At 61.5% G+C, this 13556-nt stretch carries 11 protein-coding genes; all 11 read left to right on the top strand.

The genetic code is table 11. The features are described from left to right. Positions 1 to 45: 45 nt before the first annotated feature. The 11 genes from VGG22_06220 (at position 46) to VGG22_06170 (ending at position 13166) form a co-directional block, all read left to right on the top strand. Positions 46 to 1503, top strand: coding sequence for a lysine 5,6-aminomutase subunit alpha (locus tag VGG22_06220; GenBank protein HEY1727946.1), 1458 nt, complete (start codon positions 46 to 48; stop codon positions 1501 to 1503). 668 nt (positions 1504 to 2171) lie between these two features. After that, on the top strand, positions 2172 to 3308 hold the full coding sequence (locus VGG22_06215; GenBank protein HEY1727945.1) for a Fic family protein: 1137 nt from the start codon (positions 2172 to 2174) through the stop codon (positions 3306 to 3308). A 406-nt stretch (positions 3309 to 3714) separates the two neighbouring features. Then, positions 3715 to 4443, top strand: a complete 729-nt coding sequence (locus VGG22_06210; protein ID HEY1727944.1) for an OAM dimerization domain-containing protein — start codon at positions 3715 to 3717, stop codon at positions 4441 to 4443. Continuing rightward, complete coding sequence (locus VGG22_06205; protein HEY1727943.1) at positions 4440 to 5645, top strand: D-alanyl-D-alanine carboxypeptidase; 1206 nt, start codon at positions 4440 to 4442, stop codon at positions 5643 to 5645. Before VGG22_06210 ends, VGG22_06205 begins: the two co-directional genes overlap by 4 nt. Beyond that, a complete protein-coding gene (locus tag VGG22_06200) occupies positions 5646 to 6641 on the top strand; it encodes an SIS domain-containing protein (GenBank protein HEY1727942.1) in 996 nt (331 codons plus the stop codon). A 44-nt stretch (positions 6642 to 6685) separates the two neighbouring features. Beyond that, entirely contained in the window at positions 6686 to 7363 is a 678-nt protein-coding gene (locus VGG22_06195; GenBank protein HEY1727941.1) for a PilZ domain-containing protein, read from the top strand. Positions 7364 to 7368: 5 nt separating this feature from the next. Next, positions 7369 to 9354, top strand: a complete 1986-nt coding sequence (locus tag VGG22_06190; protein ID HEY1727940.1) for a GDP-mannose 4,6-dehydratase — start codon at positions 7369 to 7371, stop codon at positions 9352 to 9354. Positions 9355 to 9417: 63 nt separating this feature from the next. Beyond that, the gene (locus tag VGG22_06185) at positions 9418 to 10338 is read left to right on the top strand and encodes a GDP-mannose 4,6-dehydratase (GenBank protein HEY1727939.1); all 921 of its coding nucleotides are present in this window, start codon (positions 9418 to 9420) and stop codon (positions 10336 to 10338) included. Continuing rightward, on the top strand, positions 10338 to 10922 hold the full coding sequence (locus VGG22_06180) for an isoprenylcysteine carboxylmethyltransferase family protein (GenBank protein ID HEY1727938.1): 585 nt from the start codon (positions 10338 to 10340) through the stop codon (positions 10920 to 10922). Before VGG22_06185 ends, VGG22_06180 begins: the two co-directional genes overlap by 1 nt. Then, a complete protein-coding gene (locus VGG22_06175; protein HEY1727937.1) occupies positions 10919 to 11794 on the top strand; it encodes a cation diffusion facilitator family transporter in 876 nt (291 codons plus the stop codon). Before VGG22_06180 ends, VGG22_06175 begins: the two co-directional genes overlap by 4 nt. Before the next feature lie 22 nt (positions 11795 to 11816). Beyond that, positions 11817 to 13166 (top strand): hypothetical protein, encoded by a 1350-nt coding sequence (locus VGG22_06170; GenBank protein HEY1727936.1) that lies wholly within the window; start codon positions 11817 to 11819, stop codon positions 13164 to 13166. Positions 13167 to 13556: the final 390 nt, after the last annotated feature.

Raw genomic sequence — 13556 nt, 5'->3', positions numbered from 1 at the left:
GGCTTTCACCGGGAGATACTGCCGGAAGGGAGCAAGGTTTCGCCGATGCAGCTGGAGCTCGATTGGGATGCCGTCATGGAGTGCCGCGACCTGGCGCGCCGGATCGTCGATCCCGTTGCCGCATTCATCGCTGCCCACTCGACCGTAGCGGTCGAGCGGGCTATCGCTCGCTTACTTGGCGAGGCCGGCGCCGGCGCCGATAGCGTCCCCCGCGCGAACGTGGTTGTCGATGCGCTCGGTGAGCGGCTGCCGCATGGCGTCGCCGGGGCAATGGCCTTGGAACTGGGGCGCGCGGAAATCGAACGGCGGGCGGGCTCCGCGCTCCACGCGATCGAGACGCAGCGGAACGACCGGCAAGCCTTGCTCGACCGCTTGCCGCAAGGTGCGCCGCCCTTGCTCTACGTCATCGTCGCGAGCGGCAACATCTACGAAGACCGTATCGCAGCAGTCGCGGCAGCCGAGGCCGGCGCACAGATCATCGCGGTGATCCGCTCGACGGGGCAATCGCTGCTCGATTTCGTCCCCGAAGGCGCGACGACCGAAGGCTTCGGCGGCACCTACGCAACGCAAGAAAATTTTCGCATCATGCGTGAAGCGCTCGATGAAGCCGGCGAACGGCTCGGGCGCTACGTGATGCTCACCAATTACGCGAGCGGCTTGTGCATGCCAGAAATCGCGGCGCTTGCGGCACTCGAGCGGCTCGACATGCTGCTCAACGACTCGATGTACGGGATTCTCTTTCGCGACATCAACATGCGGCGCACGTTCGTCGATCAACACTTCTCGCGCATGCTCAATGCGCACGCCGGGATCATCATCAACACGGGCGAGGATAATTACCTCACGACCGCCGACGCGGTCGAGCAAGCACCTTCCGTGCTCGCATCGCAATTCATCAACGAAGAGTTCGCGCATCGTGCGGGCTTGCCCGATAAACAGCTTGGTCTGGGCGACGCCTTCGAGATCGATCCGGATTTGGAAGACGGGTTTCTTTTCCAGCTCGCGCAAGCGCAGCTGACGCGCCAGATCTTCCCCGATGCGCCGCTGAAGTATATGCCGCCGACCAAACACATGACGGGCGACATTTTCAAAGGGCACCTGATGGATGGAATGTTCGATCTAACATCGGTGATGACGCATCAGACGATTCATCTATGCGGAATGCTGACCGAAGCGATTCACACGCCGCTGCTCGGCGATCGTGCGCTCTCCATCGGAGGCGCGCGCTACGTGATGGGAACGGCGCGGCATCTCGGTGACGAGCTGGAAATCAAGCGCGGCGGGATCATCGAGCACCGTGCCCGTCACGTGCTCGAGGCTGCGCGCACGCGACTGCGTCACGTCGCTGAAATCGGACTCGAAGCTGCAATCGAAGCGCGTGTGTTTGCCGATGTTTCGCGCACGCCGGCCGGCGGACGCGGTTACGAAGGCGTCTTCGCAAAAGCTGACGGTTATTGGAATCCTTTTGAAGAAATGCTGCGACATGCCTCAGCGGCGCGATGACCTGGCGCACGTTCGATTGCAATGGGCAGTCGATTCAGGGCGCGATGACCTGGCGCACGTTCGATTGCAACGGGCAGTCGATTTCGCGCAAAGGGCCGCCTCAGGGTGCGAATCACGTTGGTGTCATCCCGAGCGTAGCGCCACGCATGTTTGTCATCCCGAGCGTAGCGCCACGGAGGTTTGTCATCCCGAGCGTAGTGAGCGCAGCGAACGTAGTCGAGGGACGGCTGAAGTGATTCGGGTAGCGCAACGATCTTTGCGATTTGCGAGCACGATCGAGCCCTCGGCCTTGGCGCATCGTTTCGCTGCCTGCGCGATTGGAACGGTCCCTCGACTTCGGGCCACTGCGTGGCCCTACGCTCGGGATGACACAATCGGGAGCCCTAGGCTCGGGATGACACAATCGGGGGGCCCCTACGCTCGGGATGACACAATCGGGGAGCCCTACGCTCGGGATGACACAATCGGGGGGCCCTACGCTCGGGATGACGAGAAATCGCGATACGATCGTGAGCAAGTCTACAATGCTTATGCCGTGGGGGCTTGGCCCGACAATCGCCAGGCCGACTGCTGAATTCGCTCTTGCGTAGAATAAGGGCCTTAATCGACGCAAAATCTGCGTAGAATAATTGCCCCTGCGCAGAAAAGTGATATAATATACGCAAGTTATGCGTATATTGCCGCCGCGATATATCCACGAGCGTCCGGAATGGCCGAATTTCCGGATGAACTCAGAACGGCTGGCTGGTCACCTAGCTGCCGTCCGGCATCTGCAAGGGCGCTTGCTTGGTAGAATGACGGCGCTTGGCTTCACGCTCCAAACCGAGGCGACCCTCGAGAGCCTAACGGAAGAAATTCTCAAATCGAACGAGATCGAAGGCGAGAGGCTCGACAAGAATCAAGTACGATCGTCCATCGCGCGTCGTCTCGGCGTCGATATCGGCGCCTTAACTCCAGCCGACCGGAACGTCGATGGCGTCGTCGAGATGATGCTCGACGCGACGCAACGATATAGCGAGCCTTTGACGGAGGCGCGGCTCTTTGGTTGGCATGCGGCGCTTTTTCCAACCGGACACAGTGGGATTCACAAGATCAGCGTGGGTGCGTGGCGGACGGACGCAGACGGTCCGATGCAAGTGGTATCCGGACCGATCGGCCGAAAACAGGTTCATTATCAGGCGCCTATCGCCGATCGCGTCGATGACGAGATGCGTTCCTTTCTGCGGTGGTTCAACGAAGCCGGGGACATGGATATCGTCCTGAAGGCAGGCATTGCTCATCTTTGGTTTGTGACGATTCATCCATTCGAGGACGGCAACGGTCGCATCGCGCGCGCTATCACCGACCTGCTGCTGACTAGGTCCGAGCAAACGTCGCAGCGCTTCTACAGCATGTCATCGCAAATACGTAAGGAGCGCGACAAGTACTATGATCTGCTCGAAGCAATGCAAAAGGGTGATCTTGACGTCACGCCTTGGCTCGATTGGTTCCTCAGCTGTCTCGGCCGCGCATTCGAAGCAGCCGAGACAGAACTGAAAGACGTTCTGTCAAAGGCGAATTTTTGGGAAGTTCACCGCGACGCGTCGCTGAACGAGCGGCAGCGGATCATGGTCAACAACCTATTGGACGGATTCGAAGGTAAGCTGACGTCCACGAAATGGGCAAAAATGACAAAAGCATCTCACGACACAGCGCTACGCGACATTGAAGCACTCGTTGAAAAGGGGATCCTCAAAAAGGATCCCGCAGGTGGTAGAAGCACGAGTTATTCCCTGTCCAACCTGCACGCTTCGGTGGCGCGATGATCTGGCGCAAGTTCGATTGCAACGCGCAGTCGATTTCGCGCCCCTCGACTTCGCTACGCTGCGCTCGGGACAAGCTGCGGGCCGCCTCATGCTGCGAATCACGTTGGTGTCATCCCGAGCGTAGCGCCAAGAATGTTTGTCATCCCGAGCGTAGCGCCACGCATGTTTGTCATCCCGAGCGTAGCGCCACGCATGTTTGTCATCCCGAGCGTAGTGAGCGCAGCGAACGTAGTCGAGGGACGGCTGAAGTGATTCGGGTAGCGCAACGATCTTTGCGATTTGCGGGCACGATCGAGCCCTCGGCCTTGGCGCATCGTTTCGCTGCCTGCGCGATTGGAACGGTCCCTCGACTTCGGGCCACAGCGTGGCCCTACGCTCGGGATGACAGAGGGGCCGCGGTCCGAGCATGAACGTTCGTCCCTACGGTGACACCAAGGACGACGGCGTCGTTCAGTTGAGTTTCACGTTGCCGCTCGAGTGGAGCGAAGCAGCGGACGAAGCTGCGCGCCGGCTCGTCGCGCAAATGGGGTTCACCGACGTTGCGGTGGCTGAAGGGCGCGAGATCGCGCGCGGCTTTTCGTTCTTCGTCGTGTACGCGCGCACGAAGGCATCGGTCGCGGTCGACAACATCGCGGCTGCCATTCCGCGCGAACGGCCGATGGCAATGGAAGAGGTCGACGGACTCTTGCGCGAGCGCTTTGGGCGCAAAGTCCGCGTCGCGGGTGCGTGCATCGGTACCGACGCGCACACGGTCGGAATCGACGCGATCCTTAATATGAAAGGCTACAAAGGCGACTACGGGCTCGAGCGTTACGCGATGTTCGAAACGCTCAACCTCGGCGCGCAGGTCGCAGTTGAAGATATGGTGCGCATTGCGCGCGAGCGCGAGCTCGACGTCATCCTCGCCTCGCAGGTCGTCACGCAAAAAGGCAGCGACGTCCTCAACTTCACCGCGCTCGCCGAACGTCTCGAAGAAGCCGGCATACGCGATCGCATTCTGCTCTTGTGCGGCGGTCCGCGCGTCACGAATCTGCTGGCCGCTGAGCTCGGCTATGACGCCGGGTTCGGGCGCGGAACGCTGCCTAGCGAGGTCGCGACGTTCATCGCCCGCCGGCTCATCGAGCGCGCTGCATGATCGCGTTTCTGGCGCTGTTGCTCGCGGTATTGCCGTGGACGCCCGCGCAGATTGCGAAACTCCACGCGAACGTCGATCGCATGCTAGCGACGGCCAAGACCCTGCGCGGAGCGCACGTCGGTTTTCTCGCGGTCGACACGCGCAGTGGGCGCGTGCTGTACGCGCATAAGTCCGACGATGCATTCATGCCGGCCAGCACGCTCAAGGTGATCACCGGGTCAAGCGCCCTTGCGATGCTGGGGCCGAACTTCACGTTCACGACGCAAGTCGCGACGCTTACGGACGGGACGACGACGAAGCTGGTGCTGATCGGCGGCGGCGATCCGCTCTTGAGCGCGAGCGATCTCGATGATGCGGCCGCCGCGGTCGCGGCTGCGAACTTCGGGCCGATTTCCGAGATTGACGCGGATACGAGCCGCTTCGATCAGGAACGTTACGGATACGGCTGGACGCTCGACGACATCGGTGAAGCGTACGCGCCGGCGCTAACGGCGCTGTGCTATCAGGATAACGTCGCCGATCGCCAGCCGCGCGTCGATCCCGAACACGTTGCGCTTGCGATTCTCGCGCGCGACCTGCGTACGCGCGGCGTCTCGCTCCCGGACGTCATCCCGAGCGACGTTTACGTACGTCCGCCGCCAAGCGCATATCACGTCGTGTGGACGCACGAGTCCAAACCGCTCACGCAATACCTAGCTTCAATGTGGTATCCGAGCGACAATCTGATCGCCGAAATGCTGATCAAGTCGATGGGCGTCGCTGCGCACGGAATACCCGGCACGGCGGGGAACGGCGCGAAACATGAAGAGCGCTGGCTGCGTTCGATCGGAATAAATCCCGCGCTCAACACCGCGATTTACGACGGTTCGGGCGTTTCGATCTACGATCGGCTCTCGCCGCACACGCTCGTGCACGTTTTTCAAGTCGATTGGCGCAGCTCGAACCGCGACACGATTGTGGCTGCATTGCCGCTCGCCGGCGTGCGCGGGACGATTCGCAACTCGTTCGCCGGGATGCCGGCGCGGGGCCGGACCTACGCGAAGGACGGCAATCGTCTTTTCGCAAGCTCGCTCGCCGGTTATCTGATGCCGACGCGCCACGGCACGATCACGTTCGCGTTCATGGTGGACGACTGGACCGGCGACGATGACGATCTCGATCGTTTTGAAGGTCAATTGCTTTCGCGTTTGATTAGGAGTTAGATGCCGGGCGAACGATTCGAGCGCGAGATTCGCGAGCAGCCCTTGGTGTGGCGCCGGATTGCGGACTCCTCAAAGGCCGAAGAGTTGGCACGTGCGATCGGCAGCGGACCCGTGTGTTTGGTCGGAAGCGGAAGCTCGCTGTTCGTCGCGCAGCTCGGCGCGCTAGCGCTTCGGCGTCGCGGCATCGCAGCAAGCGCACTCGCCGCGACCGAAGCACGCTTCGATCGTGAGGTCTATCGCAACGGCTGCGTCGTTGCGCTTTCGCAAAGCGGACGCTCGAGCGATTTGCTGAGCGCGCTCGATATCTTGACGCCCCGGGCAACCGTCGCGCTCACCAATGTGGCCGATTCGCCGCTCGCAGCGCGCGCCTCGCTTGCGATCGATGTCAGCGCAGGTCCCGAGACGGCGGTCCCCGCCAGCAAGAGCGTCACGGCAATGGCCGCGATTCTGCTGTGGAGCGCTGCGCTGATCGCGGGACATCGTAACCGCACCGCACAGACCTTGCGCCAAACCGCAGACGACGTCGAACGCTGGTTCGCGAGCGATGGTTGGCACGAGGTCGATACGATGGCACAGTCCGTCGCGCGCTCGCGCGCCGTCGCGATCGTGGGTGCCGGTTACAGCGTGCCGATCGCTTACGAACTTGCGCTGAAGATGAAAGAAGCCACCTACGTGCACGCCGAGGGGTTTCCGGCGGGAGAGTTCCGTCATGGCAGCTCCGCGATCCTCGACAAATCGTGCACGCTGATCGGCATCCTCGACGAGACCTCGCGCGATATCGTCGAGCGTCCGATGCGTGAGGCAGAGGCCGCCGGCGCGTTGCGCTTCGTGATCGGCGCGAAGCTCGGCGAGCTCCCCCTCTTGGGGCCAAAGACCCCCGAAGCGTTCAATACGCTGGCGTGGCTGGTCACCGGGCAGGCGCTGGCGCTCTTCGTGGGGCGCGCCGCCGGTGTTGACAGCGACGCACCACGCGGGCTCAGCAAATTCCTCGCCTGACCGCCGCAGGGCCCAGTGGCGTGCGGTCCAGAATCGCACAGTAAATGCCCCTTCCCGAGCTGCTGGCGTGGTTTACCGGTAAAGAGGTTAACCGCCGGAAATTTCCGCGTAAGAAAAAAGGCTATCGCGCGACCTACACGATGGACGGCGGTCAGACGATGCATCCTGCCATCGGCCTCGACATCAGCGCCGGCGGAATGTGCTTTTTGACGCAGACCGACGTCGAACAGCCCGAATTCGAAGTGCGCGCGACTCTCGATCAACGCACGGTGCGCATGCGCGTGAAGCCGGTTTGGAAAGACAAGGTCACGCACGCGGGCAAAGCGGTGACGCGCTTCGGCGTTCGCTACTCGGGCATTCCGGCCGACGACTGGGACGCCATAATGCGCTACTCTTCGGACAAACCCCCCGAGGAAACGAATAAGGCGCAAGAAGAGCTCGTCGCGGTCAAGATGAGCGAGGACGACGCGCAGCGCCTGATTCCGATGGTGCTGCAGCGCAAACTGCTCGATATGCTCGTGGCGCGCAACCGGCTCGCGAACCCTGACGGCAAGTCGACGCCGCTGGTGCAATTCTTCTATTCGGGCCTCGTTCGTTATCAGAACAAGCCGATGCATCGCTTGACGATACAATCGAAGATCGTCCGCGACGACGGGACCGACATGTACGAGACGCGGTTCCTGTTCGATGAGACCGGCGAAAACGTCTTGATGATGAACTGAGCTTCGTGAAAACTGCGCTGATAACCGGAATCACCGGCCAGGACGGATCGTACCTGGCCGAATTCTTGTTAGAGCAAGGGTATCGTGTCGCCGGGATGACGCGGCGTTCGAGCACCGACGTACACGAACGCATCGAGCACATCGTTGACCGCGTCGAGATCGTCTCGGGCGATCTGCTCGATCAAAGCTCGATCACGACGATCGTTGCAACGATCCGCCCCGATGAAATTTATAATCTCGCGGCGCAGTCGTTCGTTCCGACCTCGTGGACGCAACCGGTACTCACCGGCGAATTTACGGCGCTCGGCGTCACGCGCGTACTCGAAGCGATCCGTGCGGTCGATCCGAAGATTCGCTTCTATCAAGCCTCGAGCTCCGAGATGTTCGGTAAAGTACGCGAGGTTCCGCAAACCGAGAACACGCCGTTTCATCCGCGTAGCCCGTACGGCGTCGCGAAGGTCTACGGCCACTACATTACGGTCAACTACCGTGAGAGCTTCGACATCTTTGCCGCAAGCGGAATTTGCTTCAATCACGAGTCCGTCCCGGGAAACACGCCGGTCATAATTCGTAGGAACGGCTTTGTCGATATCGTTCCGATCGAAGAGGTCGTCAGCGTTCGAGAAAAGGGTGCAACGCATCAGCGCTTCGATTTCTCCGATCTCGAGGTCTGGGACGGAGAGCAATTTACACAGGTACTTGGTGCGACAGCGTACCGCCGGACCGGTCGGAACTTCGTAGACAAGAACGTAGCTCGTATCGAAGCTCGCTGTGGCACTGTCACGACAACGGGAGATCACGTCGTCTTCATGGCCGACGGTGAACGGATGAATCGTGATGTTGCCGTTGGTGATCGCGTGCAGCAGGCATTGCTTCCGGAAGTCCCCAGTCGAACGTCGATTACGCTCGACGAGGCGTGGATGTTGGGAGCTTTTGTCGGCGATTGCAGCGCCTATACCAAAGAAGGCGGCGGCGCGCACGCGAAGTTCACGAACCGCGATCCGCGTCTTCGTGAGTATTTCGCGGGGGCTTGGGAGCGAGTGACGTGTGGCTTTACAACGTACAGCGCAACGTCTTCAGGGTTTGTTCCCGGCCGCATAATTGGGGCGCTGGCACTTAACGGAGCCGGCCGCTACATCGAATGGCTACGCGAGGAGTGTTACACCGAGACGGGATTCAAGAGGGTTCCTCGCGTGATCCTAAATTCCGACGAGAGCGCATGGAAGGCTTTCCTCGAGGGCTACAACGCGACGGACGGTCTCAAGTCGACGAACTCGCCAGTCCTCGCAATGGGTTTGTGGTGGATGTCGAGAGCGTTGAAGCAAGCGTGCATCCTCAATGTCGAGGTCGGCCCGCCTGAGAGGCCGGGCCCCTTCTACTCGATCAACCTGCGGTCTCCGAACGCCAACGGTGTTGGTGCGCATATGCTCAAAGACCGTGCAGAAGTTAAGCGTAAAGTAGATCTTCCTGGCTATGATGATTGGCTGTACGATCTTCAGACGGGTTCGCAACGATTTCACGCGGGCGTCGGTGAATGCATAATTCACAACTCTCCGCGTCGCGGCAAAGAGTTTGTGACCCGCAAGATCAGTGACGGTGTCGCTCGCATCAAGCTTGGCCTTGCGAAAGAATTGCGACTCGGGAACCTCGACGCAAAGCGCGATTGGGGCTACGCGCTCGACTACGTGCGCGGTATGTGGATGATGCTGCAGCACGACACGCCCGAAGATTTTGTGCTCGCGACGGGCCGCACACACACGGTCAAAGAGTTCGTCCGCTTGGCATTTGCGTGCGTCGACTTGGACTGGGAGAAGTATGTCGTCGTCGATCCGCGCTTCTATCGTCCCGCGGAAGTCGACATGCTCGTCGGTGATCCGTCTAAAGCGAAGCGCATCTTGGGTTGGGAGCCAAAGGTTCCAGTCGAGGAGCTTGCCGAGATGATGGTTCGTGCCGATGTCGCGCGTTTGCGAGCGCTGACGCCCGTCTTGTGATCGTGGCTGTCCCTCGACGGCGCTACGCGCCTACGCTCGGGATGACAAGCGTAACGTAGCCGTATGCGAGTTTTGGTTACCGGGGGGAGTGGCTTTGTTGGGCGGCGACTTGTTGCTGCGTTGCGCGAGCGTGGTGACGACGTCATTTCCGCTGCGCCCTCGCACGGCGACGATCAACATCTCCCACTCGATCTAACCGACGCCGAGAACGTTCGCGCCGTCGTCGAGATGGTGCAGCCTGAGGTCGTCTATCATCTTGCGGCACAGTCGTTCGTTCCGGTTTCGATCGAAGATCCTGTGACGACGTATCGCGTAAACGTCGACGGTACGGCGTATCTGCTCGAAGCCTTGCGCGAACTCAAGCCGCGATTGCTGTTCGTCAGTTCTGCCGAAGTTTACGGGCGCCGTTCGCAAGAGGACATGCCGCTGCGCGAAACGCTTCCGCCGCGTCCCACCAATCCGTACGCAGCCTCGAAAGCTGCCGGCGAAGCGCTGGTTCTTGGCTGGCATCACTCGTACGGGATCGATGCCGTCATCTCGCGAGCATTCAATCACATCGGCGCCGGACAAGATGCGCGCTTCGCGGTCCCCGCCTTCGCGCACCGTCTGGCGAAGATTGCAAGTGGACAAGATCGCGTGCTCAACGTCGGCAACGTCGAGAGCGAACGCGATTTTCTCGACGTGCGCGACGTCGTCGCCGCGTACATTGCACTTGCGGATCGGGGCTCGAGCGGCGAAGTCTACAACGTTTGCAGCGGACAGGCCGTCAAAATGCGCGAGGTCTTGCGGCGGCTCGTCAACATTGCGGGCGTACCGGTCGAGATTCGTGAGGATCCCGAGCTGATGCGCACAAGCGGCGAAGTGCTGCGCTCGGTTGGCGATCCGAGCAAACTCAAGCGCACGACCGGATGGTCGCCGCGCATCAGCCTTGCGGATTCGCTACGCGAAGTCTACGAGGAAGCGCGCGCAGAAGTCCCCGCCTGATGGGCGTTCGTGCCTTCGTCTTTAAGAACCGCGGCGCGCTGCTTGCGATCCCGGCGCTCATTCTGGCGATTTTCGGAAAGCCGAACCTAACGTCAATTCTCGCCGGGCTGCCGCTCGCGCTTGCAGGCGAGGCGATTCGCTGCTGGGCGGTCGGCTATTCGGGAACGACGACGCGTGCCGATCAGGTGACGGCGCCGCAGCTCGTCACCGCCGGGCCATACGCCTACGTTCGCAATCCGCTTTATATCGGAAACTTTCTCACGGCGTTGGGCTTCGCAATCGCGTTCACCGGGAACAACTCCGAGACGGACCGCTACGTGCTCATTGTGATCAGCTTGGCTATGATGCTCGCCATCTACATAACGATCGTGCCGCACGAAGAGAATTTTCTGCGGGCGACGTTCGGCGCGAGCTTTGATGAGTATGCTTCACGCGTGGCGCGCGTCTGGCCGCGCATTCCAAAAGCGTCCGCGTCACGGATGGGCTCCTATGATGCCGGCGTCATCGTGCGCGCGGAGACGCGCACGTTCGTGACGTTTGGCGTAATGCTCGCAATCCTAGGATTCAAGGCGGTCGTGTCATGACGCTGCGCGTGGCGTTCATCGCGACCACGCTCGTTGCTGCGATCGAGTGCGCGGGCGGATTTCTTGCGCACTCGCTTGCGCTCCTGACCGATAGCGCGCACGTGTTCTTGGATGCGATCGCCCTGCTGATTGCACTAGCCGCGATGCATCTCGCTTCGCGGCCCGCAACACGGCGCCAAACCTTCGGTTTCGGGCGCACCGAAATTCTTGCGGCACTGCTCAACGGCGGCTTACTCTTTGCGATCACGGTGTTCATCGTCGTCGAGGCGGTGCGCCGGTTGATGAACCCGGTTATTCCCGAAGGTCCGTTGATGGCGGCATTCGCTGCGTTCGCGCTGATCGTGAATGCTGCGCTCAGCATCGTGCTGGCGCGCAAGATGCACGAGAACCTGAACATGCGCGCGGCGACGCTGCACGTGCTCGGCGACGCGCTCTCGTCGTTCGGCGTCATCCTCGGGGCGCTCGTGATCTGGCGCTTCGGCTGGTCGTGGATCGACCCATTGCTCTCGATTGGGATTGCAGCCGTTATCGTCGTCGGCGTGGTGCGCATCGTTCTCGAAGCCAGCGACGTGCTGCTCGAAAGCGTCCCAGCGCACGTCAACGTCGAGCGCGTTCAGGATCGCATTCGCCGGGTCGACGGGATCGTCGGCGTGCATGACCTGCACGTCTGGACGCTCGGAACCGGAAACTACGCGCTTTCGGCGCACATCCTCTTGCCGGATCGCAGCATCAGCGACGCAACGCAGATCTTGCAAAGCGTCGATCGCGCGATGCGCGACGAGTTCGCGATCTCGCACGTGACCGTGCAGTTCGAATGCCAGTCGTGCGCGGCCGACGAGCGGATCGTGTGCACCCAACTGCAGCCAAAATAACCACTCCGGGGTCATCGAGAACATGAATGGAAAAGCCGTAGTTCTGGCCGCGACGCGTACGCCGTTCGGCCGCTTGGGCGGCGCCCTCGCCGCGCTTCCCGCGACGACGCTGGGAGCTGAAGCCATCCGCACTGCGCTCGAGCGCGCCAAAGTCGACCGCGCCGACGTCGACCACGTCGTGATGGGGCAGGTCTTACAGGGCGGGGCCGGGCAAGCGCCCGCGCGCCAAGCTTCCTATAAAGCAGGGCTTGCCAAGACCGTCACCAGCGAGACCGTGAACAAGGTCTGCGCCTCCGGCATGCTCGCCGTCGTCATGGCGGCGCGTCTGGTCGACAGCGGCGACTACCGGCTGATCGTCGCCGGCGGGATGGAGTCGATGTCCAATGCCCCTTACGCGCTCCCGGGCGCGCGCAGCGGCTATCGGTTCGGCGACGGTAAGCTCGTCGATTTGATGGTCCACGACGGCTTGTGGGACTTTTTCTTCGACGTGACGATGGCATCGCAAGGCGCGCAAGTCGCAGCCGAGTTGGGCTTGACGCGTGAGATGCAAGATGAATTCGCGTACCGCAGTCACCAGCGCGCGGCGCAAGCGCGCGAAGCCGGCTATTTTTCCGACGAGATCGTGCCGATTCGCGTTGCTGTGAAACAGAAGGGCAAGATCGTCGTCGAGATCGTTCCCACACGCGTGCCGCCACGCGTCCCCGTTCTTGCGGGTGGAAACGGTAGCTCGAGCGTCTGGTCGCATACGCCGCCGCACACGATGGTGCCGGATCCGCAAAAATATTCGCCGTATCTCGATGCGCACGCGCACGGTGAGATTGCCGTGACGCTCGTCGATCGCGACGAAGCGGTGCGCGGCGACGCGAACGTCGCTGCGATGGCCAAGCTTCCGCCGATCGACAAAGGCGGGTCGGTTACGGCCGGCAACGCGCCGGGCGTCAACGACGGTGCAGCCGCACTCGTGATCGCAGATCCGGCGTACGCGAAAAGCCAAGGCGCCGAAGTGCTCGCGACGATCGTCGATCATGCGACGGCTGCATGGGATCCGCCATATCTCGCCTTAACGCCGGCGATGGCCGCGCAAAAACTGCTCGACCAGCAAGGTCTCTCGCGCAGCGACATCGCGGTATGGGAAATCAACGAAGCATTTTCGGCAGTCGTCCTGAGCTCTTCGCAGCGCTTAGGTCTCAGCGCCGATAGCGTCAACCTGCAAGGCGGCGCAGTCGCGATGGGCCACCCGATCGGAGCATCGGGCGCACGTATCGTCGGCACGGTGATTCATCAGCTGCGCCGGCGCGGCGGCGGACTCGGCATTGCCGCGATCTGCAGCGGCGGCGGCCAAGGTGACGCCGTCCTGGTAAGAGTGGAGTGATGGATGAACGGGCGCACGTTCGATTAGCGCGTGCAGTTGATTTCGCGCAAAGGGCCGCCGCACGGCACGATTACCCCGATGTCATCCTGAGCGTAGCAACGCGCCGCGTTGCGAAGTCGAAGGGCGCGTCGTAGTCGTCCGGGTAGAGGAACGATCGTCCGAACTTGCGGGCATGATCGTGCCCTCGACCTTGCCGCAGTGTTTCGCTGCCCGCATCATTCGGGCTCGCCCTTCGACTTCGCGCTCCTGCGGAGCGCTACGCTCAGGATGACATACGTGGGAGCGCTATGGTCAGAAGACACAATGGGGAGCAAGTCACTAGTGAACCTGCTGTGGAGGGCTCGGCCCGAAAATCGTCTCGCTGCTCTTGTGGAGGTTCGGCCCGCGAAG

Source organism: Candidatus Baltobacteraceae bacterium, assembly GCA_036489885.1.
In the GTDB taxonomy this organism is placed as follows: domain Bacteria; phylum Vulcanimicrobiota; class Vulcanimicrobiia; order Vulcanimicrobiales; family Vulcanimicrobiaceae; genus JAFAMS01.
Note: the sequence above shows the minus strand (reverse complement) of the source record. Positions and strands in the feature narration are given on the sequence as shown.

Coding starts and splice junctions, on each gene's coding strand:
- VGG22_06220 (HEY1727946.1), top strand. CDS start 46: ATGCAGCTGGAGCTCGATTGGGATGCCGTCATGGAGTGCCGCGACCTG.
- VGG22_06215 (HEY1727945.1), top strand. CDS start 2,172: ATGCGTATATTGCCGCCGCGATATATCCACGAGCGTCCGGAATGGCCG.
- VGG22_06210 (HEY1727944.1), top strand. CDS start 3,715: ATGAACGTTCGTCCCTACGGTGACACCAAGGACGACGGCGTCGTTCAG.
- VGG22_06205 (HEY1727943.1), top strand. CDS start 4,440: ATGATCGCGTTTCTGGCGCTGTTGCTCGCGGTATTGCCGTGGACGCCC.
- VGG22_06200 (HEY1727942.1), top strand. CDS start 5,646: ATGCCGGGCGAACGATTCGAGCGCGAGATTCGCGAGCAGCCCTTGGTG.
- VGG22_06195 (HEY1727941.1), top strand. CDS start 6,686: ATGCCCCTTCCCGAGCTGCTGGCGTGGTTTACCGGTAAAGAGGTTAAC.
- VGG22_06185 (HEY1727939.1), top strand. CDS start 9,418: ATGCGAGTTTTGGTTACCGGGGGGAGTGGCTTTGTTGGGCGGCGACTT.
- VGG22_06180 (HEY1727938.1), top strand. CDS start 10,338: ATGGGCGTTCGTGCCTTCGTCTTTAAGAACCGCGGCGCGCTGCTTGCG.
- VGG22_06175 (HEY1727937.1), top strand. CDS start 10,919: ATGACGCTGCGCGTGGCGTTCATCGCGACCACGCTCGTTGCTGCGATC.
- VGG22_06170 (HEY1727936.1), top strand. CDS start 11,817: ATGAATGGAAAAGCCGTAGTTCTGGCCGCGACGCGTACGCCGTTCGGC.